Source organism: Nocardia acidivorans NBRC 108247, from assembly GCF_001625085.1.
Taxonomy (GTDB): domain Bacteria; phylum Actinomycetota; class Actinomycetes; order Mycobacteriales; family Mycobacteriaceae; genus Nocardia; species Nocardia acidivorans.
The window spans coordinates 1-25,823 of record NZ_BDAW01000069.1 but is presented as its reverse complement, the minus strand read 5'-3'; the positions used below and the strand labels follow the sequence as shown (position 1 = coordinate 25,823).

24 protein-coding genes, 2 pseudogenes and 1 riboswitch are annotated in these 25,823 nt (G+C 66.6%); of the genes and pseudogenes, 12 read left to right on the top strand and 14 right to left on the bottom strand.

Translation table 11 applies throughout. The annotated features are described in order from the left end of the window. Window positions 1–15: 15 nt before the first annotated feature. Window positions 16–876 (bottom strand): annotated as a pseudogene (locus NA10_RS28900) (helix-turn-helix domain-containing protein); the annotation flags it as partial. 1 nt (window position 877) lies between these two features. Between NA10_RS28900 and NA10_RS28895 the strand changes: the two are divergent. Beyond that, a pseudogene (locus NA10_RS28895) lies at window positions 878–1,219 on the top strand (SDR family oxidoreductase); the annotation flags it as partial. A 455-nt stretch (window positions 1,220–1,674) separates the two neighbouring features. Here the strand turns inward: NA10_RS28895 and NA10_RS28890 are convergent. From NA10_RS28890 to trhA, 3 genes are all read right to left on the bottom strand, one after another. Continuing rightward, window positions 1,675–2,142, bottom strand: coding sequence for a hypothetical protein (locus tag NA10_RS28890; protein WP_067573570.1), 468 nt, complete (start codon window positions 2,140–2,142; stop codon window positions 1,675–1,677). A gap of 176 nt (window positions 2,143–2,318) precedes the next feature. Beyond that, window positions 2,319–3,905 carry an adenylate/guanylate cyclase domain-containing protein gene (locus NA10_RS28885; protein WP_245677972.1) on the bottom strand — a complete coding sequence of 529 codons (1,587 nt, stop codon included), beginning with the start codon at window positions 3,903–3,905 and terminating at the stop codon, window positions 2,319–2,321. A gap of 149 nt (window positions 3,906–4,054) precedes the next feature. Beyond that, window positions 4,055–4,801 carry a PAQR family membrane homeostasis protein TrhA gene (gene trhA / locus NA10_RS28880; RefSeq protein WP_373862443.1) on the bottom strand — a complete coding sequence of 249 codons (747 nt, stop codon included), beginning with the start codon at window positions 4,799–4,801 and terminating at the stop codon, window positions 4,055–4,057. A 167-nt stretch (window positions 4,802–4,968) separates the two neighbouring features. Between trhA and NA10_RS28875 the strand changes: the two genes are divergently transcribed. Beyond that, complete coding sequence (locus NA10_RS28875; protein ID WP_067573568.1) at window positions 4,969–5,748, top strand: isoprenyl transferase; 780 nt, start codon at window positions 4,969–4,971, stop codon at window positions 5,746–5,748. A 117-nt stretch (window positions 5,749–5,865) separates the two neighbouring features. Next, window positions 5,866–6,459: a hypothetical protein gene (locus tag NA10_RS28870; protein ID WP_067573566.1), complete on the top strand. Its 594-nt coding sequence runs from the start codon at window positions 5,866–5,868 to the stop codon at window positions 6,457–6,459. A 3-nt stretch (window positions 6,460–6,462) separates the two neighbouring features. Here NA10_RS28870 and coaA read toward each other — a convergent pair whose 3' ends face one another. Continuing rightward, entirely contained in the window at window positions 6,463–7,395 is a 933-nt protein-coding gene (coaA, locus tag NA10_RS28865; RefSeq protein ID WP_067573564.1) for a type I pantothenate kinase, read from the bottom strand. 169 nt (window positions 7,396–7,564) lie between these two features. On the opposite strand from coaA, the gene NA10_RS28860 reads away from it, so the two are divergent. Next, entirely contained in the window at window positions 7,565–8,761 is a 1,197-nt protein-coding gene (locus NA10_RS28860) for a DUF885 domain-containing protein (RefSeq protein ID WP_067573562.1), read from the top strand. Window positions 8,762–9,130: 369 nt separating this feature from the next. Then, window positions 9,131–9,215: riboswitch (ZMP/ZTP riboswitch) on the top strand. Between the two features lie 126 nt (window positions 9,216–9,341). After that, window positions 9,342–10,637: a serine hydroxymethyltransferase gene (glyA, locus tag NA10_RS28855; RefSeq protein ID WP_067573605.1), complete on the top strand. Its 1,296-nt coding sequence runs from the start codon at window positions 9,342–9,344 to the stop codon at window positions 10,635–10,637. A gap of 137 nt (window positions 10,638–10,774) precedes the next feature. Here the strand turns inward: glyA and NA10_RS36085 are convergent, their stop codons facing one another. Together NA10_RS36085 and NA10_RS28845 are read right to left on the bottom strand one after the other, a co-directional pair. Then, on the bottom strand, window positions 10,775–11,125 hold the full coding sequence (locus tag NA10_RS36085; RefSeq protein ID WP_084515375.1) for a glutaredoxin family protein: 351 nt from the start codon (window positions 11,123–11,125) through the stop codon (window positions 10,775–10,777). Window positions 11,126–11,457: 332 nt separating this feature from the next. After that, window positions 11,458–11,730, bottom strand: a complete 273-nt coding sequence (locus NA10_RS28845) for a hypothetical protein (protein WP_067573560.1) — start codon at window positions 11,728–11,730, stop codon at window positions 11,458–11,460. A 21-nt stretch (window positions 11,731–11,751) separates the two neighbouring features. Here NA10_RS28845 and NA10_RS28840 point away from each other — a divergent pair, with 21 nt between their 5' ends. The 4 genes from NA10_RS28840 (at window position 11,752) to NA10_RS28825 (ending at window position 15,507) form a co-directional block, all read left to right on the top strand. Then, a complete protein-coding gene (locus NA10_RS28840; RefSeq protein WP_067573558.1) occupies window positions 11,752–12,138 on the top strand; it encodes a DUF488 domain-containing protein in 387 nt (128 codons plus the stop codon). Between the two features lie 229 nt (window positions 12,139–12,367). Next, the gene (gene phoH2, locus NA10_RS28835) at window positions 12,368–13,768 is read left to right on the top strand and encodes an RNA 5'-3' helicase PhoH2 (protein ID WP_174562567.1); all 1,401 of its coding nucleotides are present in this window, start codon (window positions 12,368–12,370) and stop codon (window positions 13,766–13,768) included. A 199-nt stretch (window positions 13,769–13,967) separates the two neighbouring features. Continuing rightward, the gene (locus NA10_RS28830) at window positions 13,968–14,492 is read left to right on the top strand and encodes an LGFP repeat-containing protein (protein WP_067573557.1); all 525 of its coding nucleotides are present in this window, start codon (window positions 13,968–13,970) and stop codon (window positions 14,490–14,492) included. A 160-nt stretch (window positions 14,493–14,652) separates the two neighbouring features. Next, window positions 14,653–15,507: an acyl-ACP desaturase gene (locus NA10_RS28825; protein WP_067573555.1), complete on the top strand. Its 855-nt coding sequence runs from the start codon at window positions 14,653–14,655 to the stop codon at window positions 15,505–15,507. A gap of 243 nt (window positions 15,508–15,750) precedes the next feature. Here the strand turns inward: NA10_RS28825 and NA10_RS28820 are convergent, their stop codons facing one another. Both NA10_RS28820 and NA10_RS28815 read right to left on the bottom strand, forming a co-directional pair. After that, a complete protein-coding gene (locus NA10_RS28820) occupies window positions 15,751–16,173 on the bottom strand; it encodes a limonene-1,2-epoxide hydrolase family protein (RefSeq protein WP_067573553.1) in 423 nt (140 codons plus the stop codon). A 134-nt stretch (window positions 16,174–16,307) separates the two neighbouring features. Next, window positions 16,308–17,027 (bottom strand): TetR/AcrR family transcriptional regulator, encoded by a 720-nt coding sequence (locus NA10_RS28815; RefSeq protein ID WP_067573551.1) that lies wholly within the window; start codon window positions 17,025–17,027, stop codon window positions 16,308–16,310. 104 nt (window positions 17,028–17,131) lie between these two features. Between NA10_RS28815 and NA10_RS28810 the strand changes: the two genes are divergently transcribed. Continuing rightward, window positions 17,132–18,316, top strand: a complete 1,185-nt coding sequence (locus NA10_RS28810; RefSeq protein ID WP_067573548.1) for an FAD-dependent monooxygenase — start codon at window positions 17,132–17,134, stop codon at window positions 18,314–18,316. A 56-nt stretch (window positions 18,317–18,372) separates the two neighbouring features. On the opposite strand, the gene NA10_RS28805 is transcribed toward NA10_RS28810, so the two are convergent. After that, the gene (locus tag NA10_RS28805) at window positions 18,373–19,779 is read right to left on the bottom strand and encodes a class II fumarate hydratase (RefSeq protein WP_067573546.1); all 1,407 of its coding nucleotides are present in this window, start codon (window positions 19,777–19,779) and stop codon (window positions 18,373–18,375) included. Window positions 19,780–20,032: 253 nt separating this feature from the next. Next, window positions 20,033–21,076, bottom strand: coding sequence for a class II fructose-bisphosphatase (glpX, locus tag NA10_RS28800; protein WP_067573544.1), 1,044 nt, complete (start codon window positions 21,074–21,076; stop codon window positions 20,033–20,035). Window positions 21,077–21,321: 245 nt separating this feature from the next. Here glpX and NA10_RS28795 point away from each other — a divergent pair, with 245 nt between their 5' ends. Then, window positions 21,322–21,873, top strand: coding sequence for a DUF4245 domain-containing protein (locus NA10_RS28795; protein WP_174562566.1), 552 nt, complete (start codon window positions 21,322–21,324; stop codon window positions 21,871–21,873). Between the two features lie 228 nt (window positions 21,874–22,101). On the opposite strand, the gene NA10_RS28790 is transcribed toward NA10_RS28795, so the two are convergent. From NA10_RS28790 to NA10_RS28780, 3 genes are all read right to left on the bottom strand, one after another. Further along, window positions 22,102–22,326 (bottom strand): exodeoxyribonuclease VII small subunit, encoded by a 225-nt coding sequence (locus tag NA10_RS28790; protein ID WP_067573542.1) that lies wholly within the window; start codon window positions 22,324–22,326, stop codon window positions 22,102–22,104. Continuing rightward, on the bottom strand, window positions 22,323–23,597 hold the full coding sequence (gene xseA / locus NA10_RS28785; RefSeq protein WP_067573540.1) for an exodeoxyribonuclease VII large subunit: 1,275 nt from the start codon (window positions 23,595–23,597) through the stop codon (window positions 22,323–22,325). Before xseA ends, NA10_RS28790 begins: the two co-directional genes overlap by 4 nt. A gap of 128 nt (window positions 23,598–23,725) precedes the next feature. Further along, window positions 23,726–24,400 carry a lipid droplet-associated protein gene (locus tag NA10_RS28780; RefSeq protein ID WP_067573538.1) on the bottom strand — a complete coding sequence of 225 codons (675 nt, stop codon included), beginning with the start codon at window positions 24,398–24,400 and terminating at the stop codon, window positions 23,726–23,728. Between the two features lie 147 nt (window positions 24,401–24,547). Here NA10_RS28780 and NA10_RS28775 point away from each other — a divergent pair, with 147 nt between their 5' ends. After that, complete coding sequence (locus NA10_RS28775) at window positions 24,548–25,549, top strand: 4-hydroxy-3-methylbut-2-enyl diphosphate reductase (protein ID WP_067573536.1); 1,002 nt, start codon at window positions 24,548–24,550, stop codon at window positions 25,547–25,549. Window positions 25,550–25,823: the final 274 nt, after the last annotated feature.

The window sequence follows — 25,823 nt, the reverse complement described above, 5'->3', positions numbered from 1 at the left end:
TCGCCCGATTCTTGATCAGGGCTCGGCGGGCGGCCCCTGTTCGGAGACCATGAGAGGGTCGGTGGAACCAAAAGACTCCACGCGACTGGTGGCGGCCAGCGAACCCAGCAGGGCGAGGGCCTCGTGGCTGGGGGACGCGGATTCGGCGTGGTAGACGACGAGTTCCTGGCCGGGGCTGGAGCGGACGTCGAAGGTCTGCATGGTCAGGGTCAGTGCGCCGACGGCGTGGTGGTCGAAGCGTTTGCGCTCGAGGGCCTTGCCGCGCACGTCATGGCGGGTCCACAGATGCGCGAATTCGGGGCTGCGATCGAGTAATTCGGTCAGCACCTGCTGAATCCGTGGGTCGTCGGGTGCGTGACCGTAACCGAGCCGGAACCCGGCTACCGAGTTGCGGGCGACCTCGTGCCAGTCCCGGTAGAAGGTGCGCGCGGTGGGATCGGCGAACACGACGTGCATCAGATTGCGTGAATGGGCCCAATCGTGGAACAGCGCGTCGGCGAGCGCGTTGGAGGCGAGCACGTCGTAGGCGCGGTTGTAAACAATGGCGGGATTGCCGGGCCAGAGGTCCATCAGCTGTAGCAGGCTCGGATCGACGCGGTCGCGTACGGCGGTCGACCGAGCTCGGGGCGTGAGCCCGGCCAGCCGAAGCAGATGCTGCCGATCGTCCTCGGTCAGCCGCAACGCGATGGACAGCGCATCGACGACCTGAACCGACGGCCCGCGCTCGCGGCCTTGTTCGAGTCGTATGTAGTAGTCGACGCTGACACCGACCAGCAGAGCCACTTCCTCGCGCCGCAAGCCCGGGACCCGGCGCGGCCCCGAAGACGGCAGATTCACCTGCTCGGGGCGAAGGTGCGCTCGCCGGGCACGGAGGTATCAGGGATTCGGACACTTCGTCACCGTCGCGAGTATCGGTGCGCACCAGGTGGTGCCGACCAGCGCCGTGTATTCGGGGAGTAAATACGCCGCGTGGGCGATCACCGAGGGTCTGCGTCAGGAATGCGATCCGTCGATCCGGGTCACGACCATCTCACCAGGCGTGGTCGCCTCCGAGTTGGCGGATTCCATCACCGATCCCGTTGCGGCGCAGGCGATGCGCGCCTATCGGGCACACGCCCTCGCACCGGACGCCATCGCCGCGGCCATCTCCTATGCCATCGATCAGCCCGCCGATGTCGACGTGAACGAAATCGTCGTGCGGCCGGCCCGGCAGCGCTGACCACCATCGAAAGAACCCTCGGTGACCACCCCGACCCGCCTTCGACATCCCCCACGACACCCCTGCGCCCCTACATCGCCGTCGAACTCCACGACCCGCAGCACCGCGCGCGTCCCAGTGCGCACGCGACTACAAGAAGGCCGTCGCCGCGCGGCTCGCAGACACCGCCCGCGAAGCCGCCGTCCTCATCGACACCGCGATTCCGCCACAGCCGGCGATGACCGGCAACGGGAGGATTGCGAACACCCAGCTTCAAACCGTCGCCACAGGCCATGGGCGACCTGACCAGCCTCCCCCGTCCGCGAATACCCCGCGTTGCCGCGAACCCCGACCCCTCCACGGCGACCACTCACATCAGCGCCAAGCCAAGCACTACCAGCCCAAACCCGCAGCCCGAGCGCGAAACTAGTTCGCTAACAAAGGATTACGCATATCCGTTGTTTTTTCGGCGATTACTACCGGAACCCCCGAACCCGCATGCCCGCGCGGATCATGGCGGGGACGGCGACCAGGACCGCGATGATATGCACCGTCCGAAGCGCACCGATCGCCAACGATCCGGCGTTCCAGTCCACCGACACCGTTCCGGACAACACCGCGCCGATCGGCTCGGCGACCAGCGACGCCAGCCCGACGGTTCCCAGGCCGAGGATCAAAGCTATTCGCGCCCAGCCGATTCCGGCGGCCATGCGCACCGCGACGGTCAATACGGTCAGGTAGATGGCGGCGCGGATGAGTAATCCGTACACCAGCCCACCGGCATTGGTGTCCGGATCGGCCAGGGCGATGCCGGCACGCAGCACCGTCTCACCCACCCCGGCCAGCAGCGCGATGACGATCGCCCGGTAGGCCAGCGAAAGTAGCGGTGCGCGAACGGGTTCCGGGGTGGCGGGCAATCGATGCGAAGCACTGACGTCGGTCATGCTTCCAGCGTGACCTCTCCCACCCCATCGCCGAATCCCCCACAGGTACCGATCCGACTAGTCCCCGAGTAGGACAAAACCCTTTGCTCAGCCCCGGTCGCGGTCCCTACAGTCCGGGGCATGTGTACCGTTCCGCTCTCGTACCGTTCCTTCGTCACCGCGAATGCCATGCATGACTAGTGATCGTTTGCCAGGTCGGCGGCGGTCTCCGGGGGTGCGGCCGACTCCCGCTCGCCCGGCGGGACGGTGCCGTTGCGGCGGGCTGACGTGCGGGACGGAATATCGGTCCAGCTTGGAGTGGGCTCTTTGCGGCCGCGGAGGTGGAGGATGTCGCGCAGCTCCCACTTACTGCGCTCGAACTCGGCGGCGGCGTCGATAACCGCCTGACTGGCCAGAATGCGGCGCGGCACCAGTTTGGCCTCGGTGGTGAGGCGGGCGGCCTCGTTGACCGCGTCGCCGATGACGGTGAACTCGAGTCGGGTGTCCGCGCCGACATCACCGGCGAAGACCACCCCGCGCGCCACCCCGATGCCGATATCGAGTTCACCGGCGGCGACCACCTCATCGCGAATCCGCCGGGCGGCGCGCAGGGCCGGGGTCGCATTGTCGTCCAAGGCCAGGGGCGCGCCGAAGATGCACAGCGCCGCATCACCCTCGAACTTGTTGACCAGCCCGTGGTTCTCCTCGGTGGCCGCCACCACGATCGACAGCAGCCGATTCAATTTGGCGACGAAATCGTGCGGCGCGAGTTCGGTGGCGAGCGCGACCGATCCGGTGACATCCACGAAAAGGGCCGTCACCACCCGGGTATCGCCGGTGAGATTGGTGACCCCGGAGATATCGTTCCCGGACAGCGCCCGCTCGGCCACCTCCTGGCCGACGTGCCGCCCGAAGACGGTCCGCATCCGTTCGCGCTCACGCAGATTCGTGGCGAGTTCGTTGACCGAATGCTCCAGCCGACCGATCTCACTGGTGCTGCCGATCGGCACCCGCACGTCGAGATCGCCGTGCGCTATTCGGTCGAGTGCGTCGCGCAGGGTGTGCATGGGGGTGGCGACCGCGCGCGCCAGGGCCGCGGTGGCGACCGATCCGGCCGAAAGTCCCACCACCGCAAGGTAGATGGCGGTGCGCACCCGATCCGGATAGGCCGAGGACGGGTCGGCGAGCACGGTGATGAGCATGAACAGCGGCACCGCGCCCACCACCGCGAAGGTGACCAGCACCCGCATCAGCACGGTCGAACTCCAGTGCGCGGTATCGTCCAGCACCTCCGCGACCACCGGAATCGTGGGCCGGATCAACCGGTCCACGATCAGATAGGTGATCGCCGCCGATTCCATCCCGCCGAGCGTGAACATGGACAGCACCACCGCGAAATCCCGCTGCGGCGTGGCGTGCGCGAACACCGCCGCGGCGATGATGACACCGGGCACCCAGATGGCCAGGGCACGCAGGGTGACCGCCAAGGGCACCTGGAGCAGTCGCCGTGCCTCGGCTTCGGTCGGCGGTCGGCGCTGATCGAGCCAGCCGAAGTTCAACTGCCGATCCCGCACCGCGAGCACGATGCCGATGGCCGCGCCGATGCTCGGATAGATGGCGACCTGGGTGAAGGTGTTCACCCACTCCGGGCCGAGGCGGCCGAAGAACCCGCTGAGCCAGAGTTCGATGGTGATGACCGCGAGACCGCCGAGGTTGCACGCCATGACCACGGCCGACAAACCCCACCGCGCGCGCAGCGCCCACAGAATGAGTCTGCTGATCACGTCGCCATGGGCGTCGCGCGGGCGACGGTCGGTGGTGTCATTGCGGTGTCATGCCTAGGGGTCGTCCGGCCGGGTGTTTCTCAGGACTTTAGAGACCTTTCGGCCCTCAGTGCACGTTTGTGAGTAATTGCTCGGCGCCGCGTCGGAACTCAGCGCAGCAGTACCAACCAGACGGCTATGTAATGGCAGAGCGCCGCGACCACCGTCGCGGCATGGAAGAACTCGTGATGCCCGAAGACCTCCGGCCACGGATCGGGCCAGCGCGCGGCATACAGAATTCCGCCGACGCTATAGGCGATACCGCCCGCGAGCAGCAGCAATACCGGTGTCGAGCCGACATTCGAGATGAGCGTCCCGGCCACCGGCACAATGGCCCAGCCCAGCAGCAGATACAGCGGAACCCCGACCCATCGAGGAGCGGTGGGCCACAGCATCTTCAATGCGACACCCGCCAGCGCACCCGCCCAGACGGTGATCAACAGGATGGTTCCGGCCCGGCCGCGCACGCCCAGGAGGGCGAACGGCGTGTACGACCCGGCGATGAACAGGAAGATCATCGAGTGATCGGCCCGCTTCATCCACATGCGCGCGCGGGCGGTTCGCCAGTTCACCCGGTGATAGGTGGCGCTGATACCGAAAACGCCGCAGACGGTCAGCCCGTAGACGGCCGTCGACCAGGCGGCGGTCGCGGAGACGGTCGATGCCACGCTCACCAGCACGATCACCGCGATGGCGGCGATACCGACGGCCCAGGCGTGAATCCAGCCGCGCATACGAGGTTTGATCAGCGTGAGCTCGTCTCCCACGGCCGCGAGTCCCTTCTCTACGAGGCCGGGCGCGTGGAGCGGGGCGTCCGCCGCGGGGGCGGGGGGTGGCGGTGGCACGGTATCGGACACAGGTTCCTCCTCGGTAACCTACGGTACCGTAGGTTCGCGGCGCATTGCCCGGAAGTGTCCGGCGACTCATCGACTCGTCCGGGTCGTCCGTATCCGGCTGCGGTCCTGTTTCAGACCACCGTCCCGGTCGCTCCGGCAGCCGCCGCGGGGGCGTACTGTTCCTCTCCGTGAAGCTTGCGAGTCAGGTCCGTGGACTGCCGTATCGCATTTACGAAGCGCGGTTGACCAAGCAACTGGCAGGTAAGCAGCATCCGCGCCACGTTGCCGTGATGTGCGATGGTAATCGGCGCTGGGCGCGCGAGAACGGCTTCACCGATGTGAGTCACGGACATCGGGTGGGTGCGCTCAAAATCGCCGAGCTGGTCGGCTGGTGCGGTGAGTCCGGGATCGAAATGGTCACCGTCTACCTGCTTTCCACCGAGAACCTGCGCCGCGATCAGGACGAGCTGGACACGCTCTTCGAGGTCATCACCGATGTGGTCGACGAACTCTCCGCGCCGGAACAGAATTCGAGCGTCCGCATCGTGGGTGCGCTCGATCAGCTGCCCGAGGATGTGGCCGGGCGATTGCGGGAGGCCGCCAAACGCACCAGCGGCCGCAGCGGCGTGCACGTGAATGTGGCCATCGGCTACGGCGGACGGCAGGAGATCACCGATGCGGTGCGCTCGCTGGTGCGCCAGGAGGTCGAGGCCGGGGAGACCGGTGAGGATCTGGTGCAGTCGATCACCGTCGACGCCATCGGGCAACACCTGTACACCTCCGGGCAGCCCGATCCGGATCTGGTGATCCGCACCTCCGGTGAGCAGCGGCTCTCCGGATTCCTGTTGTGGCAGAGCGCGTATTCGGAGATCTGGTTCACCGAGGCGTACTGGCCCGAATTCCGCCGCGTCGACTTCCTGCGTGCCCTGCGCGATTTCGCCGCCAGGCACCGCCGCTTCGGCGTCTAGCACGCCGCCTCGGCGGGTGATCCCGGTTGTGCTTGCAACACGGCAAGTCAACGGTTGTGTTGCAGTGCAATGGCTTCCGTGGTTCGCGAGCTTGTCGCTGCCGTACCGTCGGAGTGCATGAGTGAGCTGAACGAAGGGCGGAGCGGCCCGGCGGATGTACAGTCCTACCTCAGCTATGAGGAGTTCGGTCGCCGGTTCCTGGAGTACGCGGCCTCACCGGAGCGCATAGCGGGGGCATTCGAGAAACTCACCGGCGAGGCCTTCGAATTCGGTCCGATCGGGGTGGGGCCCGGGCGCATCGCGAAACTCTCGGCGGCGGTGCGGTTGGGGCAACCGCGATTGAATCGTGAACCGCAGGACTACATTTCGTACGATCTGGTGATCCCGCTGGATGTCGATCTGCTCATCGACCTGGCGGTGGACCGCTATCGGTTCCATGTGGACGGCACCATTCACCTGCACCTCACCGTCCGCACCGCCGAACCGCTGCGGGTGCTCATCGAAATCGACGAGCCGCAACCCAGCAATGTGCGCATCAATGTGGCGAGCGCGTCCCGGCGCGGGGAGCTGCTGCGCATTCTGGCCAGCGTCGATCATGAGATCCGCCGCTTCGTCTCGCGCTATATCGCCGCGGAGATCTGCAAGCCGAATATCCAGGCAGCCACCGATATCGATGTGGCGGCGCGGCTGGACGCGGCCTGGCGACTATGAAACTCAGAGCTTGCGCAGGCGCAGCCTGTTGATGGCGTGATCGGCGTCCTTGCGCAGCACCAGCGTCGCGCGCGGGCGGGTGGGCAGGATGTTGTCCACCAGATTCGGCCGGTTGGTGTTGTTCCAGATCTCCTTGGCCGCACTGGTGGCCTCGGAGTCGTTGAAGCGCGCGTAGTGGTGGAAGTGCGAATTCGGATCGGCGAAGGCGGTTTCGCGCAGGGACAGGAAGCGCTGCACGTACCAGTTCTCGATATCCTCGATGCGCGCGTCCACGTAGACGGAGAAGTCGAATAGATCCGAGACCATCAGCCGCGGTCCGGTCTGCAGCACGTTCAGGCCCTCGACGATCAGGATGTCGGGCTGGCGCACACAGTGGAATTCGCCCGGAACGATGTCGTAGGCGATATGCGAGTAGACCGGTGCGCACACCTCGGTCGCCCCGGATTTCACCTCGGTGACGAAGCGCAGCAGTTTGCGGCGGTCGTAGGACTCCGGGAAACCCTTGCGATGCATGATGCCGCGCCGGGTGAGTTCGGCTGTCGGATACAGGAATCCGTCGGTGGTGACCAGATCCACCCGCGGATGGTGATCCCAGCGCGCCAGCAGCGCCTGCAGCACGCGGGCGGTGGTGGATTTGCCGACCGCCACCGAGCCCGCCACACCGATCACATACGGCACCTGGCGATCCGGGTGGGTCTCGCCGAGGAAGGTCGCGGTCGCGGCGAACAGGCGCTGCTTGGCGGCGACCTGGAGATGAATCAGACGGGCCAGCGGCAGGTAGACCTCGGCGACCTCCTCGAGGTCGATCTGCTCGCCCAGACCGCGCAGGCCGGTCAGCTCTTCCTCGGTGAGCACCAGGGGAGTCGACTTACGCAGTGTGCGCCACTGCTTCCGGTCGAATTCCACATAGGGACTCGGCTCGCTCATCCGTGCCATTTATCCACGTCCCAGGATCGGCCGACAACGCATAGCCGAATTGTGCTCGGGTCCAACAACCGGGTGAACACCAGGTGTTGCTACTGGCCGGTAACCCACGTGACATATGCCATAGCGGGGGTGCCGTCCACGACACCGGAAGCCGTGCAATCCAATACAGTCGCCTGTTATGGCAGCGCATCCACTCGTCACCGAATACCTCCGCCTCGGGCTGGCTTTCGACCGGCTGGAGGAGGGTTTCGTCGATGCCTACACCGGTGATCCGGCCCTGCGCCGCGAGATCGAGAACGCACCCGCACCGCAGCCGCGCGACCTCGCCGACCAGGCCGCCGCACTGCGCAAGGAACTGCCCGAGGCCGGGCTCACCGCCGAGCGCACCGAATTCCTGGACGCGCACCTGCGCGCGCTGGAGTGCTCGGGCCGCAAATTCGCGGGTGACGACATCTCCTTCATCGATGAGGTGCGCGCCTACTTCGATGTCGATATCGCGCCCGGCGACGAGGACGACTACCGCGAGGCGCATCGGCGGTTGGACGAGGCGCTGCCCGGCGAGGGCGCGCTCTTCGATCGCATTACCGCCCATCGCCGCGGTGACGAGATTCCGCCCGAACGACTCCGGGAATGTGTCGACGCCTTCTCCAGCGCACTGCGCGAACTGGTCCGCGAACACTATCCGCTACCCGATCACGAACGGGTGGAGTACGAGGTGGTCGGCGATAAGCCGTGGTCCGGCTTCAATTACTACCTGGGGAACTATCGGTCCCGGGTGGCCATCAACTCCGATCTCAAACAGCATCTGTCACAGCTGCCGCATCTGATCGCGCACGAGTCGTATCCCGGTCATCACACCGAGCACTGCCGCAAGGAGGCCGGGCTGGTGGCGGCCGGACAGGATGAGCAGACGCTCTTCGTGGTGAACACCCCGCAGTGCCTGATGGCCGAGGGCCTGGCCGATCTGGCCTTGCGGTCGATTGTCGGCCCGGGCTGGGGCCGGTGGGCGCAGGAGATCTACGCCGACCTCGGACTGCGCTTCGATGGTGAACGCGCGGAACGGATTTCGACCGCCTCGGCGAAACTGCTGGGCGTGCGCCAGGATGCGGCGCTACTGCTGCACGATCGGGGCCGCAGCGCCGATGATGTCGCGGAGTTCCTGCAGCGCTGGAGTCTGGTGACGCCGGATCGGGCGCGGCAGTCGCTGCGCTTTCTGTCTTCGCCGCTGTGGCGTGCCTACATCTCCACGTATGTGGAGGGCTATCGCCTACTCGGCGGCTGGCTGGACAAGGCGGCCGATGCGCCGGAGCGGTCCGAGCGATTCCGCCGCCTCTTGGACGAACCCCTCACACCCGGCGCGATTCGCCGGATGTGAGGGGACTCCCCGCCGATGCTTTCGGGGGCTTACGCGCCCCACCCGGCGCAGGCAGCGCCGCCGCTGGACATGGTGCACATGGACTTCAGCAGTGCGAAGATCATGTCCTGGATACCGCCGCCTGCGATGTTGTACAGCATTCTCTACCTCGAAAATTCAGTTGGGCCAATGACACTGGCGCAGTGAGGCCAGCGATGCGCAACAATACCGAGATTCTCGCCCGCGCCATAGCCTGAATCTGTGATGCTGTCCACTGCTCCGGCAAATCCCCCGCTTCCGCTGCGCCGACAATTGCGGCGCCCCTGTTTTTCGGGGCATCGAGCGGTTGTCGAGTCGGGCTCGATCCGCGAATTCGGGGTGCGGATAGGATGGGCGCACCGCGACTGGCGCACTCGAGGTGGAAGCAACCACCGGGAAGCACCGAAGTCCCGCACCGCGCGCCTGGGTGCTGGGCGAGAGGACTTTCGGTACCCCCGAGAGCTCTCCGAGCACGGAGGTTGCGATGGATCAGCATCCAGTAATCGACACACCACAGAACCCCCTGGCCGACACTCCGACCACGGCCAATAGACTCGGCGCCGTGACGCAGACGACCTCCTCTGTCAATTCCCAGTCCCTCGCTGAGCTCGATCCCGAGGTCGCTGCCGCGATGGGCGGCGAACTCGCCCGCCAGCGCGACACCCTCGAGATGATCGCCTCGGAGAACTTCGTGCCGCGCGCGGTCCTACAGGCGCAGGGCAGCGTGCTCACCAACAAGTACGCCGAGGGCTACCCGGGCCGCCGCTACTACGGCGGCTGCGAGAACGTCGACATCGTCGAGGATCTCGCCCGCGCCCGCGTCACCGAACTGTTCGGCGCGGAGTACGCGAACGTGCAGCCGCATTCGGGTGCGCAGGCCAATGCCGCGGTGCTGATGGCGCTGATGAGCCCGGGCGAGAAGCTGCTCGGCCTGGATCTCGCGCACGGCGGTCACCTCACACACGGTATGCGCCTGAACTTCTCGGGCAAGCTGTACGAGGTGCACGCCTACGGCGTCTCCAAGGAAGACCACCGCGTCGATATGGACGAGGTGCGCAAGATCGCCCGCGAGACCCGTCCGAAGGTGATCGTCGCCGGATGGTCGGCCTACCCGCGGCAGCTGGATTTCGCGGCCTTCCGCGAGATCGCCGATGAGGTCGGCGCGTACCTGTGGGTCGATATGGCGCACTTCGCCGGTCTGGTCGCCGCGGGTCTGCACCCGTCGCCGGTGCCGCATGCCGATGTCGTCTCCTCCACCGTGCACAAGACCCTGGGCGGACCGCGCTCGGGTCTGATCCTGGCCAAGCAGGAGTTCGCCAAGAAGCTGAACTCGGCGGTGTTCCCGGGGCAGCAGGGCGGACCGCTCATGCATGCCATTGCGGCGAAGGCGGTTTCGTTCAAGATCGCAGGGACCCCGGAGTTCAAGGAGCGCCAGGAGCGCACCCTGTCCGGCGCCAAGATTCTCGCCGAGCGTCTCACCGCCGCCGACTGCACCGCCAAGGGCATCAATGTGCTGACCGGCGGCACCGATGTGCACCTGGTGCTGGTCGACCTGCGCAACTCGCAGCTCGACGGGCAGCAGGGCGAGGATCTGCTGCACGAAATCGGAATCACCGTGAACCGCAACGCCGTTCCGTTCGACCCGCGCCCGCCGATGGTCACCTCGGGCCTGCGCATCGGCACCCCGGCGCTGGCCACCCGCGGCTTCGGTGACACCGAGTTCACCGAGGTCGCCGAGATCATCGCGGCCGCCCTCACCGGCTCCGCCGATCTGGATTCGCTGCGCCAGCGCGTCTCCAAGCTGGCCCAGGACTTCCCCCTCTACGAGGGCCTGGAGGACTGGCGCCTGCTCGGCTGAGCCTGTCCCACAAGCGAATAGGGCCCGCCGCGACCGAAAGTCGCGGCGGGCCTTCGCATTGAGCGGCGCAATCGCCCCCCGTCATCCCGGCCAAAAGCATGCCGGGATGACGGAGGGGCCGGTCCCGATCGGAGGTTTCAGCCAGCCTGCGGCGGGCGCGGGCGGGGGAGGTCGTCGCGGCGGATCGGCCAGTAGCTTTTGGGGCCGCCGGTCAAGGCGGGGGCGTCGGTGTTGATCACCGTGAGCAGCCATTGTGGGCGCGGGTTCACCCAATAGCGTTCCTTGGCAGCGATTTTCAGCTTCACAGTGGGCACCGTCTCATTGCCGTCGGCGACGGTGCGGACGAAGGCCGCCGCCTCCGGATCGTCCCAGATATCGATCTCGCGGTGGATGATCCCGTGGCGATTCAGCACCCGGCGCAGGCGTGCGCAGAACGGGCAGCCCGGGCGGCGGTAGACGACCAGCTCCGGCGTGGTCTCAGCGGTCATGTCCGGAGTTTAGAGGTGAAAAGGATTGCCCGTGAACATCATCGTCGTCTTCTGGGATTCGAGGCGGACCGGAGGCGATATGGCGACCACATATGAATACGGTTTTCGCCCAGCCCATATCGATCATGTCGTGGTAGGTACGGGCCTGGACCTCGAGCAACGTCTGGGCATCGTGCGCGCGGTCTTCGAGCTGAGCGATTCGACGACCGTGCATAGGATGCGCGCGCGCCGCGTGGGTCGCCAATACCAAGGACAAAGGGTCCGGGCCGGAAGGCTTCGGACCCTTCGTGCGGGCCGTTCCGACCGGCCTGCACGGCTTCTCGTGATCGCGGTTACGAGCGTTTGCTCAGGTAGTCGATGTACATCGGCCGCAGTACCTCGCCGATCTCACCCTCACCGGCGTGCACGTAATCGTCCAGCATGGGCAGCACGTACTTGATATCGGCTTCGCTCTCGCCGATATCGCCGGCGGCGGCCTCGGCGGCCGGAATGGACTTGAGCAGCTCCCAGAGGAACTTCACATCACCGTGGCGAACCGCCAGCTTCACCGCGCGGTCGTGCAAATCCTTGGTGGAGAGCGCCTCGAGATCCTGAGTATCGGCCATGCGATCGACTGTAATGGACCGATGGCACAGCAACCGAGGTACCGGGTCAGGCGTGTGTACGACGCGCCCGCCGCCGAGGACGGTCGCCGGATCCTGGTGGATCGACTCTGGCCGCGCGGCATCGGCAAACAGCAGGCGGCCATCGACGAATGGGTCAGGGAGGTGACCCCCTCGAACGATCTCCGGAAGTGGTATCACGCCGACCCACCGACACGACGCGCCGAGTTCGGGACACGGTATCGACTTGAACTCGCCGCCGACGCGCCGCGGGAAGCGTTGGCGCGTTTGCGCCGCGAGGCCGCCGCAGGCCCATTGACGCTGGTGACGGGGGTGAAAGATCCGGAGCACAGCCATGTTCCGGTACTCCTCGCGGAATTGGACGAAACGCTCACGGGGGGGTCGCGTTAACGAGTTCTTCACCAATGTGCCTGCCAGTCGGGAAGCCGGATCGCGATTTCGACGGTAGCGTCGGGAGTGCGGGCCGCGTAGGTGCGGTTCGTACGGGAGGTCCTGATCGTGACTGAGCAATTCAGTGCGAGGGGGCCGGTACCCGGCCCTCGGGTCGTACGACCCTAGAGCCCGACCGGCCCAGCGAGAACGCTTGCGCGGTACCGCGCGAGTGGCAAAGGAGCCCACCGTGACTGATGCACGCTCCGTCAACGCTCCCACCGGGAACGCCGCCTCGAACCGGGGCAAGCGCACCACAGGTCCGGGAGTTCGCGCCTCGCAGTCGTCCGAATCAGGACTGAAAACCTTCGTCGTGGATACGTCGGTACTGCTCTCCGACCCTTGGGCCTTGACTCGCTTCGGCGAGCATCACGTCGTATTGCCCCTCGTGGTGATCAGTGAACTCGAGGCCAAACGCCACCACCACGAATTGGGCTGGTTCGCCCGCGAGGCACTTCGGATGCTGGACGATCTTCGTCTGGTCCACGGTCGGCTCGATCAGCGGATACCGGTCGGAACCGGTGGCGGGACGCTCCAGGTGGAGTTGAACCACACCGATCCGAATGTGCTGCCCGTCGGATTCCGCACCGACAGCAACGATTCCAGGATTCTCGCCTGCGCGCTCAATTTCGCGGCCGAGGGTCAGCGAGTCGTGCTGGTGTCCAAGGACATTCCGATGCGCGTCAAGGCGAGTGCGGTCGGCCTGCGGGCCGAGGAGTACCACGCGCAGGATGTGGTCACCTCCGGCTGGACCGGCATGGTGGAGCTCGAAGTCGGTTCCGACACCGTGGACAGGCTCTACAACGAATCCGTCATCGATCTCGATGATGCGCGGGATATGCCGTGCCACACAGGGATTCGGCTGCTCAGCGCGCGCGGCAGCGCCCTGGCCCGGGTGACGCCGGACAAGCGGGTGCAGTTGGTGCGCGGGGATCGCGAGGCGTTCGGACTGCACGGCCGCTCGGCCGAACAGCGCATCGCCCTGGATCTGCTGCTGGACGAGAGCATCGGCATCGTCTCCATGGGCGGCCGCGCGGGCACCGGTAAATCGGCGCTCGCGCTGACCGCGGGTCTGGAGGCCGTGCTGGAGCGCCGCACCCATCGCAAGGTGGTGGTGTTCCGTCCGCTGTACGCGGTCGGCGGTCAGGATCTGGGCTACCTGCCCGGTAGTGAGAGCGAGAAGATGGGGCCGTGGGCGCAGGCCGTCTTCGACACCCTGGACGGGCTCGCCAGCCCGGAGGTGATGGAGGAGGTGCAGGCGCGCGGCATGCTCGAGGTGTTGCCGCTCACCCACATTCGCGGGCGGTCGCTGCACGACTCCTTCGTGATCGTGGACGAGGCGCAGTCCCTCGAGCGCAATGTGCTGCTCACGGTGCTGAGCCGATTGGGCAGCGGGTCGCGGGTGGTGCTCACCCACGATGTGGCGCAGCGCGACAATCTACGGGTCGGGCGACACGACGGTGTGGCCGCGGTGATCGAGAAGCTCAAGGGACATCCGCTCTTCGCGCACATCACCCTGACCCGCAGTGAGCGTTCGCCGATCGCGGCGCTGGTCACCGAGATGCTGGAGGAGTTCGGGCCGAACGCGTAAGCGCCGGGCCAAACCCTTTGTGCCTTTGCCCGATCGGGTCGATTCGTCGACTCGGTCGGGCAAATCTTTGGCCTGTGTTTCATCTCATAGTAGGCAGGGTATATTGCGCTGAAATACCTGCTCGGCTGTTAGTTCGGTGAACGTCAACCGTTTTGCCGAACGATTGCTGAGCAACTGGCCAGTTATCGAGAGGGATGAAATGCGCACCTTCGCTCGACGTTCGGCCGGATTCCTCGCGGCCCTCGCCGTCGTGACCGCTTTCACCGCGGGCTGCGACAAGGGTGACAAGGATTCGAAATCCGATACCGCGGCGGCCACCACCAGCGCCATGGCGGCCGAGACCACCACCGAGCACGCCACCGAGACCAAGATCGCCACCCGGGACGGGGCCGAGGTCAGCGTCGCCGGTGACTTCCTCGCCAAGTACACCGCCATGGGCGGGGTCGCCGGACCGCTCGGATTGCCCACCGGCGCACAGCAGGACGGCCCCGGCGGCGGCAAGATGCAGGAATTCACCGGCGGGGCCATCGTGAGCAGCCCGGCCACCGGAATTCACGTGGTGTGGGGTGAGATTCGCAAGGCATGGGAGGAGAACGGCGGCCCGAACGGCAAACTCGGCTACCCGACCTCGGACGAAACCGACATCACCGGCGGTAAGCAGAGCGAATTCACCGGCGGCACCGTCACCTGGGTGGACAACCAGACCACCGTCATCGAGAAGTGAACCGGCCCAACGGGTAGGGGACCGCGTGGTCCGGAGCCTTCCCCGCTTCGGACCACGCGGCCCGGTTCGGCATTGTGGTTCACCCCGATGATCGCCGATAGCGATTGTGAATGCGCTGGGAAGATGCCTGCGTTTGCTCCGAAGCCGCTAGGTTGTCTCCGTGCAGAACGATTTGGCCGACCACGAACTGCTGGAACAGCTGGCGGCGGAGGTGGAAGCAAACCTGGTTCGCCATATCGCCCTGGCGGCGGAATGGCAGCCCCACGACTATGTGCCGTGGGATGACGGCCGCAACTTCGAGTTCCTGGGTGGAACCGATTGGGAGCCCGGGCAATCCGAGCTCAGTGAGGTCTCCAAGCTCGCGCTGACGGTGAGCGTGCTGATTGCCGACAATCTGCCCTCCTATCACCGGGAGATCGGCAAATACCTGCGCACCGGACCCTGGTGGCGCTGGGTCGGTCGCTGGACCGCCGAGGAGAACCGGCACGAGATCCTGGTCCGCAACTACCTCATGGTGACGCGCGCGGTCGACCCCATCGAACTCGAGCGCATGCGCATGGCGCATATGACCGCCGGCTTCCGCCGCCCCGCCATGCATCTGATCGAGGTGCTGGCCACCTGCGCCTTCGAAGAGGCGGCAGCGGCTGTGCGGCATCGCAATACGGCCGCCACCGCGGACAACCCGATCGTCGCGAGCATTGCCGAGCGGCTGGCCGCCGATGACGAACTGCAGACGGTGTTCTTCGCCAACCTGGTCTCGGCCGCCCTGGACCTGGTCCCCGATCAGGCCGTGCGCGCCATCGCCGACCGCATCGCCGACTTCCACGTCCCCGTGGTCGATCTGGCCGACGGTAAGACCAGCGATGAGGTGCTCGCCGAGGCGGGGATCTACGACAAGGCGCAGGAACCGGCGCTGGTCTTCGGCCCCCTGCTCGAGCGCTGGAATATCTTCACCCGCACCGACTTCGGCGAAACCGGCGAGAAGGCCCGCACCGAACTGGCACACCTGAAGTAGGCCCCAGCACCATCCGGGGGCCTACCCACCGTCATCCGGGGTAGGCCCCCGCCGTAACCCCGGGGGCAGCCCCCTATTTGTCATCCCGGCATGCTTTGGCCGGGATCCACACCCGAAGGTGCGGTACCGCAATCGTGTGGATCCCGGCCAAAAACGCGCCGGGATGGCGGGGTGGGTTCATGCCGGTATTACGGGATCGGCCGTGCCGGCATGACGGGGTGAGCCTCGACGACTCGGTGGCCGTCAGCGGGAGCGGGCTGCTCGGAATAGTCCGACCACGGTGCCGCGCAGGAAGTTCTCCCAGCTGAAGTGGTCGTGCCACAGGGTGATTCGGCCATCGCTGAGTTCGAACGTTCCGCACACCCAGAAAGAGATCTCCACCGGTCCGAAGCGCAGGTAGTCGGTGCGCTCGGTGAGCACCACGCCCTCCTCGTCGGCGGCGATGTGGTGCATATCGGCGCGGAATCCGTAGCGGGGATTGCTGAGCTTGTCGAGCACCCAGCGCACCCGATCGATACCGCGCACATCCGGTAGCGAGGTGTTCTTCCAGACGATGCCGGGATCGGCGAGCTCGAGCGCCTCCGTGACGGCCTTCATCTCCATGGCGGCGAAGAACTCCCGCACCGTGGTAACCGCATCCTGCTGCAACTCAGGTAACTCCGACATATTTTCGACTCTAGGCCGAGTTCCCGCGCGTTCGGAGGACTTCGGGCCATCGCCTTCGACTTCGCACCCTCGCGGGCGCGCGGGCACGGTTGTCATCCCGGCCTGTTCGCGGCCGGGATCCCCACCCGCCGAACCTACTTCCGGCCGCCGATGTATGCCCCGAGGCCGTCCAGGATCCGGTCGATGCCGAAGTCGAGTGCGTTATTGCGGTCCGGATCGTCCTCGGGCCGCGTCCCCTGTTCGGCCAGGGCGGCGGCGACCTGGGGGAAGCGGTCGCCGTGCTGCATCAGCACCGCGCCCATCTCCCTGGCCAGTTCGGCCTCCGCGTCCTCGTCTACGCCGCCCACCTGCTGTAACAGGCTGCGCGCGTGGCCGAGTAGCAGCACCACGGTGTCGAAGCGTTCGGCCGCGGTCAGCGCGCAGCCGTCCAGGGCGGTGAGTCCGTGTTCCAGCCAGCTCATCTCATTGGGTCCCAGTGGCCGAATGCCGGGCGTCAGCTCCAGCGCCCACGGGTGCTCGCCGAAGCGGTCGTAGATGGTCTCGGTCCAGACGCGCAGATAGGCCCGCCACGGTTCGGCCGAATCAGTGTGTGCGGCAGTCATTTCCGGTGGTGCCCCGAAGGCGGTGTCGAGCATGAGCGCGGTCAGCTCGGATTTGCCGGGCACATACCGGTAGAGCGCCATCTTGGCGCACCCCAGCTGGTCGGCCAGGCGCTGCATGGAAAGGTTCGCCAGCCCCTCGGCGTCGGCGAGTGCGATCGCCTCGCTCACGATGCCCTCCAGGGTCAGGGAGGGTTTGGGCCCGCGTTTGGGGCGCGCGGGTGGGGGCCAGAGCAGTTCGAAAGCGGTCGGCATCTCGCCATCCTTCCGGAAAAGTCTCCACTTGACGTTCTTCTGCGTCCAGCATACGCTAATCAACAACAGCGGCCGAAGGACGCAATAACTCGAAGGGCAACATCATGCGAAACACCACGGTTCTCATCTCCGGCGCTTCGATCGCGGGGCCCGCCCTGGCCTACTGGCTCGACCGCTACGGCTTCCAGGTCACCGTCGTGGAGAAGGCCCCGGCCCTGCGCCAGGGCGGTCAGGCCGTCGACTTCACCGGCGAGACCCATATGACGGTGCTCGAGTACATGGGCATCCTGGAGGACGTCAAGGCCCGTCAGACCGGTAAGACCGATATCGTCATCGTCGACGAGGCGGGCAACCAGCAGGCGCTCATCTCGGGCGACTTCACCGGCGGCGATATCGAGATCCTGCGCGGCGACCTGTCCGAGGTCATGTACGAGCGCACCGCGGACCGCTGCGAATACCTGTTCGGCGACACCATCACCGCGCTCGACGAGACCGAAACCGGTGTGCGCGTGGAGTTCCGGCACGCCCCGGCCCGCACCTTCGACCTGGTCTTCGGCGCGGACGGCATCCACTCCCGGGTGCGCACGCTGGCCTTCGGCCCGGAGGAGAAGTTCGTCAAGCACCAGGGCCACTACTACAGCATCGCGGGGGCCTCGAACCGGGAGACGCGGCCGGACGCGCCGCGGGTGCGGGCGGTGTCCTACGCGCTGAACACCCCGGGACGGCTGGCATCGCTGGGCAGCTCCAAGGCCGGGCAGATGTACCTGTTCGCCTCGCCCAAGCTCGATTTCGACCGGGACGATCTCGACGAGCAGCGACGCATCGTCGCCGAGAAGTTCGCCGGCCTCGGTTGGCAGGTGCCCCAGATGCTGGCCGATCTGCCCCGGCTGAACAGCTTCTTCCTGGACTCCGTCGCGAAGGTGAGGATGAAGAACTTCGTCAATGGCCGCGTGGCCCTGCTCGGCGATTCCGGTTACGGCAACACCATGGCCGGATTCGGCACCGGGCTGGCGGTGGTCGGCGCGTACGTGCTGGCCGGTGAATTGGCCCTCGCCGACGGCGATCACACCGTCGCCTTCCCGCGCTACCAGGAGATGATGAAGCGCTACAGCAAACTGGCGGGCGGTGCCAACGCCGGACCGTTCCTCGCCCCCAAGACCGCGCTGGGCCTGCGTTTCCGCAACTGGTTCCTGACCTCGTGGGCCTTCGGCATGATGATGAAGGCCACCGAGAAGTCCAAGAACGACATCGAGCTGACGAACTACCCGGAAATCATTGCGGCGCGGTGATATTCGACAAAAGGGTCCGGTGACCGTCAGTCACCGGGCCCCTTTGTCGTCGCGTCCTATTCCTTCTTGTCGTCGACCTTCGACATGGACAGCACATCGAGACGGCGATCGAGTTCCTCGATCGAGAGGCCATCGCCGATGAGCCCGCGATCGATCACGGTCTGTCGAATCGTCTTGTGCGCCTTGACCGCTTCCTTGGCGACCGCGGCGGCCTCCTCGTAGCCGATGGCCGAGTTCAGCGGCGTCACGATCGAGGGCGAAGATTCCGCGAGGCGGCGCAGCCGCTCCTCGTTCGCGGTCAGCCCGGTAATGCACTTGTCGGCGAAGAGCCGGGACACATTGGCCAGCAGGCGAATCGACTCCAGCACATTGCGCGCCATGACCGGAATGTAGACGTTCAGCTCGAACGCGCCATTGCCGCCGCCCCAGGCGATGGCCGCGTCATTGCCGATGACCTGGGCGGCGACCTGCGTAACCGCCTCCGGCAGTACCGGATTCACCTTGCCCGGCATGATGGAGGATCCGGGCTGCAGATCGGGCAGCTGGATCTCGGCGAGTCCGGTGAGCGGACCGGAGCCCATCCAGCGCACATCATTGGCGATCTTGGTCAGGCTGATGGCGACCGTGCGCAGCGCACCCGACAGCTCGACCAGGCCGTCCCGCGCGGCCTGCGCCTCGAAATGATTGCGCGCCTCGGAGAGTGCGTCCAGATCCGTTGACTTCTTCAGCTCCGCAACGACTTTCGCACCGAAACCGTCCGGCGCGTTCAGCCCGGTGCCCACGGCGGTGCCGCCGATGGCCAGTTCGCCCAGGCGCGGCAGGGTGCTCAGCAGGCGTTCGATGCCCGCGCTCACCTGCCGGGTGTAGCCGCTGAACTCCTGGCCCAGGGTGATCGGCACCGCGTCCATGAGATGGGTGCGCCCGGACTTCACCACCTCGCGCCACTGCACGGATTTGTCCAGCAGCGCCAGTCGCAGATGGTCCAGTGCGGGCACCAGATCCTTGACCACCGCCTCGGTGGCCGCGACATGCGTTGCGGTGGGGAAGGTGTCGTTCGACGACTGCGACATGTTCACATCGTCATTGGGATGCACGGTGACGCCGTGGTGCGCGGCGATGCTCGCGATCACCTCGTTGGCGTTCATATTCGAGCTGGTGCCCGAGCCGGTCTGGAAGACATCGATGGGGAATTGATCGTCATGCTTGCCGTCGGCGATCTCGGTGGCGGCGGCGGCGATGGCTTCGGCCTTGATCGGGTCGAGCAGCCCCAGGTCGCGATTGACGGTGGCGCAGGCGGCTTTCAGCAGGCCGAGCGCGCGAATCTGCGCACGCTCCAGACCGTGGCCGCTGATCGGGAAGTTCTCCACCGCGCGCTGAGTCTGGGCCCGCCACAATGCCTGTGCGGGGACGCGGACTTCGCCCATCGTGTCATGCTCGATGCGGTACTGGGTGTCGTCGGTCATGGGTTCGACCCTAGGCCGGGACGGGGGTGCGTGGGGGTGCCACGCTTGGGAGAATCCGCACACGCGCGGTCGGGAATACGGTGACGGCCGACGCCACCCCCTCGTCATCCCGGCGCGCTTCTTGGCCGGGATCCACCGCGATCGTGTGGATCCCGGCCAAAGACTTGCCGGATGACGGGGGGACGTCCGCAGGAGACGTCCGAAGTTATTGCCCCGGTGCGGGATTCAATACTTCTTCCGGGCCTGCCCAGGCTCAGAACATCGGCGGGCTGGCATCCTCGTCGCCGACGAAATCGACCGAGGCGTACTCGCGCAGCTTGGTCAGGCGGTGGTAGGCGTCCACCATGCGCACGGTGCCGGACTTGGCGCGCATGACGATGGACTGGGTGTACGCGCCGCCGCCGTAGTAGCGCACGCCGCGCAGCAGATCACCGTCGGTGACGCCGGTGGCGCTGAAGAAGACGTCCTCACCGGAGACCAGATCCTCGGTGCCGAGCACCCGATCCAGATCGTGTCCGGCGTCGATGGCCTTCTGCCGCTCGGCCTCGTCCTTCGGGGCCAGCTTGGCCTGCAGCGCACCGCCCATGCAGCGCATCGCGGCCGCGGCGATAATGCCCTCGGGGGTGCCGCCGATACCGATGAGCAGGTCGACGCCGGATTCCGGACGGGCACAGGCGATCGCGCCGGCGACGTCACCGTCGGAGATCAGGCGGATGCGGGCGCCGGCCTCGCGGACCTCGCGCATATGCGGCTCGTGCCGGGGGCGGTCCAGGATGCAGACGGTCAGGTCCGAGACGAAGGAGTTCTTGGCCTTGGCGACCCGGCGTAGGTTCTCCGCGATTGGGGCGGAGAGGTCGATGACATCGGCGGCGTCCGGGCCGACGGCGATCTTCTCCATGTAGAACACGGCCGAGGGATCGAACATGGCGCCGCGCTCGGCCACGGCCAGCACCGAGATCGCGCCGGGCGAGCCCTTGGACATCAGCGTGGTGCCGTCGATCGGGTCGACCGCGAAGTCGAGTTCCGCGCCCTCGCCATTGCCGACGAGTTCGCCGTTGTAGAGCATGGGCGCTTCGTCCTTCTCGCCCTCACCGATGACCACGATGCCGCGCATCGACACGGTTGACACCAGCTGGCGCATGGCGTCGACGGCGGCGCCGTCGCCACCCTCCTTGTCACCGCGTCCGACCCAGCGTCCCGCGGCCATGGCGCCGGCCTCGGTGACCCGGACCAACTCCAGCGCGAGATTACGGTCCGGGGCCTCGCGGCGGCTGGGTGCGGGCGTGGGTGCCGTCATTACGGTGCCTCCTTGGTTGTCTACTGCTGCGTGAATTGTCTCATTGCGCCCAACTGCCCTAGACAAGTACTCGCGTTCCACATCTTGCCCAGATCACGTTCATGTTCGTGGCCCGCCCCCATTTCTGGACTGAGCGGAGCGGGGGAGCGCAGCGAAGGAGCGGAGGGAGGGAAGAAATGGGGTGACAGGGCCACGAACCGCCGGAGCGGAGCGGAGGCAAATTGGTCACCGTGGATACTGGGGGCGTGCCGAACACGAAGCCGCGGATCATGAACGACTGGAAGGACCTGTTCTGGTCCCTCCTACCCCTGGTCCTGATCTGCCTGGTCATCGCTGGCATCGCCAGCCAGTGCACCTTCAGCGCCAATGGTCCGACCGCGGGCCAGATCCCGAACTTCGACGCGCACACCGCACTCGCCGAGGACGCGCGTCAGCTGCCGTTCGACATTCGCGAGCCCGCGCTGCCCGCCGACTGGAAACCCAACTCCGGCAGTCGCGATCCCGGTGTCTCGAGCACCGTCGGCTACATCACCCCGCAGGGCAGCTATATGCAGCTGACCCAATCCAATGCGGCCGAGGAGGTGCTGGCCAAGAAGATCGTCGGCACCCGCTACGCCACCGGCACCCAGCAGGTCGGGGCGCGCAAATGGGTCGTCTACGCCGAACCCGGCACCGAACCCGCCTGGATCACCGACTTCGGCGACACCCGGGTCCTGATCAAGGGCGCGGGCAACGCCGGATCCTTCACCGTCCTCGCCACCGCGATCGGCAACGCCCCGGCCCTCCCGCGCACCTAGCCCCGGCCCTCCCGACCGCCTGGCTCCAGACCTCGCGCTCCAGCCGGGCCTTGCTGCGACTGGTCTCAATCCTCCCGCGCGTCCGGCCCAGTCTTCCCGTGTGCCCGGTTCCGGCCCGCCTTCCGCGTACCTGGATCCCGGCCGTGCCGCGCGCCGAACCTCCGTCATCCCGGCGCTTTGGGCCGGGATCCACACCCGCGGCGGCCTCCGGCGTCGATCAGATCGCGCTCAGCCCTCCTCGGACCGGTGCGCGAGTGCGTCTTCCACGCGTTTGCGGGCGCCCGCGAGGTGTTCCTCACATCGATTGGCGAGCGCCTCCCCGCGCTCCCAGAGGGTGAGTGAATCGTCCAGGTCGAGGCCGCCCTGTTCGAGCATCTTCACCACATTGACGAGTTCGTCACGGGCGCGTTCATAGCCGAAAGTGGCGATCTCGGCGAGGTCGGTATCAGTCATTCGGGGGTGGATTCCTTTCGGGGACGCAGGGATTGGGAGCCGAGCGCGGCGGCGGTGAGCGCACCGTCCGCCACTCGGATGCGAAGCTGACTGCCCGCGGGGGCATCGTCGATGGAGCGCACCACCTCGCGTTCCTTACCGATAACCTTCTGTACCACCGCATAACCGCGCGCGAGCGTGGCGGCGGGGCCGAGCGCGGAGAGCTTCTCCCGCAGATGCCGGGTGGCGGTGGATTCGGTGCTCAGCGACTGATTGATGGCGCGCCGCGCGGCGGTGCGGAACCGCTCCACCTCATCGTGCCGCTGATCCAGTAGTCGCAGCGGGTCGGCGAGCACCGGCCGGGATCGAAGCTGTTGCAGCGCACGGGATTCGCGATCCACCCAGCCGCGCAGCGCGGCGGCGGCGCGGGCCTGGAGTTCGCGCAGCAGCGCGGCCTCGGCGGCGGCATCGGGCACGATGCGCTTGGCGGCGTCGGTCGGGGTGGCCGCGCGCAGGTCCGCGACATAGTCGCTGAGCGGATTATCCGGTTCGTGGCCGATCGCGCTGACGATCGGCGTCTTGGCGGAAACTATTGCGCGGCACAGCGTCTCATCGGAGAACGGCAGTAGATCCTCGACGCTGCCGCCGCCGCGCGCCAGTACGATCACATCGATCCGCGGATCGGCGTCCAGCGCCGCCAGCGCCTCCAGAATCTGCGGTACGGCGGTCGGCCCCTGCACGGCCGTATTGCGAATATCGAAACGCACCGCGGGCCAGCGCTGTGTCGCCACCGTCACCACATCGTGCTCGGCGGCGCTCGCGCGGCCGGTGATGAGTCCGATGCGATTGGGCAGGAACGGAATCGGGCGTTTGAGCCGCGGGTCGAACAGGCCCTCGGCCTCCAGTAGCGCCCGCAGCCGCGCGATCCGCGCGAGCAGTTCGCCGATGCCGACGGGTCGAATCTCGGTGACGCGCAAGGACACCGTGCCGCGCGCGGTGAAGAACGAGAGTTTGCCGTAGACCACCACCCGGCTGCCCTCCTGTAGCGGCACCGGGGAATTGCGCAGCAGATCCGGATCGCAGGTGACGGTGAGCGACATATCGGCGGCGGTATCGCGCAGCACCAGGAACGCGGTGCGGGTACCTGGCCGCAGATTGATCTGGGTGATCTGCCCGTCGACCCAGACCGCGCCCAACCGGTCGATCCACTGCGACACCTTCACGGCGATGGTGCGCACCGGCATCGGACTATCCGCGGTACTGGTCGGCTTCGCCGGTTGGTCGGAGGTCACCGCACCGATTCTGGCAGCACCCACCGATGGGATGTGCTCACACCCGCCGAAACCTACTCCGGACATGAGAGAGCGCCGACCATCCGGGCGTACCCGGCCACGGGTAGTCGGCGCTCAGGGGGTTGGAATCACTTGGCCTGAACGGTCGCGATCCGATTCGTCAACATGGTGACGAACGGCGCGCGGTCGCGGGTGTGCTGTTCGTAATCGAGCAGCGAGGCCAGATCCTCGACGGTGAGCATGCGCAGCCGGGCACGCAGCTGAGCCAGGGTCATATTGGTGTAGTCGTAGCGGATGGCCACCTCGGGCTCCAGCACCGGCGCACTGCCGTTGTGACCATTGGTGGACGCCGTGGAAGCCGTTGCGGGCGTGTTGATCTCCGATTCGGCGACCGGCTCCGGTTCGGCCGCAACCGGTTCCGGCTCGTCGACAACGGGTTCGGGCGGGGTGGCGACCGGAGTTTCCTCGACCGAATCGACTGAATCGACCGGTTCGAACAGATCGAAACTGCTCTTGCGCGCCGATTCCGGGGCGGCGCTGGGGGTTTGCTCGAATACCTCGTCCTCATCGAACGTGGCCCAGGCCGGTTGTTCTTCCGGCTGATTGACCAAACGGTCGAAAACGGCGTCACCCTTGAGAGCGAGGCTGGTCACGAACTGCTGCAGATGCATGGTGGTCTGCAGCAGCTGACTGATCGCGGTGATCGGGAAATTGATTGCACTGGCAGGTAGCCGCCGGGTTTCCTCTAGGGCATAGACAGCAGCCCCGGCGGCGACCCGGGCCAGGAACGGAGGTCGGAACATGCCCCTAGCCTGCCCGAAACGCCGTGTGATGCAAAGGTGAGAGCGGTATTTTCGGTTCGTCGCCGGAGAATGGGCGAGCGATAGGCGGGTGTGGTGTCGCCTATAGCCGGGGGGCAGGCCACGCGTGCGGCCAGTATTCTGAGGTGCATGTCCTCGGCTATCCCTTTGAATGTCGGAATCGTCCGGTCCGCTGGTGTGGATGCCGACGCCCCGAAGCGCGTTCTGCTCGCTGAACCGCGCGGCTATTGCGCCGGTGTCGACCGCGCGGTGGTGACGGTGGAGAAAGCGCTCGAAAAGCACGGTGCGCCCATTTATGTGCGCAAGGAAATCGTGCACAACCGGCATGTGGTGGAGACGCTGCGGGACCGCGGGGTGATCTTCGTGGACGAGACCGACGAGGTGCCCGAGGGTGCGCTCGTGGTGTTCTCCGCGCACGGAGTCTCCCCGGCGGTGCACGAGTCGGCCGCCGAGCGCAATCTGCACACCATCGACGCCACCTGCCCGCTGGTCACCAAGGTGCACCAGGAGGCCAAGCGGTTCGCGCGCGATGATTTCGACATTCTGCTCATCGGGCATGAGGGGCACGAGGAGGTCGAGGGCACCGCGGGCGAGGCCCCCGATCATGTGCAGCTGGTGGACGGCCCGGATGCGGTCGACGCGATCACCGTGCGCGATGAGAACAAGGTGATCTGGCTCTCGCAGACCACGCTGTCGGTGGACGAGACCATGGAGACGGTGCATCGGCTGCGGGCCAAGTTCCCGAATCTGCAGGATCCGCCCAGCGATGACATCTGCTACGCCACCTCCAATCGGCAGACCGCGGTCAAGGCCATGGCCCCGGCGTGCGATCTGGTGATCGTGGTCGGCTCGCGCAACTCCTCCAATTCGGTGCGCCTGGTCGAGGTCGCGCTGACCGCGGGAGCGGGTGCGGCGCACCTGGTCGACTACGCGCGCGAGGTGGATCCGGCCTGGTTCGAGGGCGTGCGGACGATCGGCCTCACCTCCGGTGCCTCGGTACCGGAGATTCTGGTCGAGGGCGTGCTGGAGATGCTGGCCCAGCACGGCTTCGGCGAGGTGCAGCCGGTCACCACCGCCAATGAGACGCTGGTCTTCTCGCTGCCGCGCGAATTGCGCACCGCGCGTAGCTAGACGCCGCCACCTACGACGAATCCCCGTACCCGACGCGATAATTCGCGGGGGTGCGGGGATTCTTCTTTGTCACGAAGGCGGGAGCCTGTTCGCCCCTAGCGCTCGATGCGACCCGAATCGCGTTCGCGGTAGCGCACATTCGGGCGCGGATGCGGCGGCACCTCGGGGTTCTGCGCACGGGGGTTCTGCGCACGCCGGCGGCGCGGTTCGGCGGCGGCGGCCGGATTGGCGCGCTCGGCCGGATTGGCGCGGCGCTCGGGCGGGGGCTTGCGCT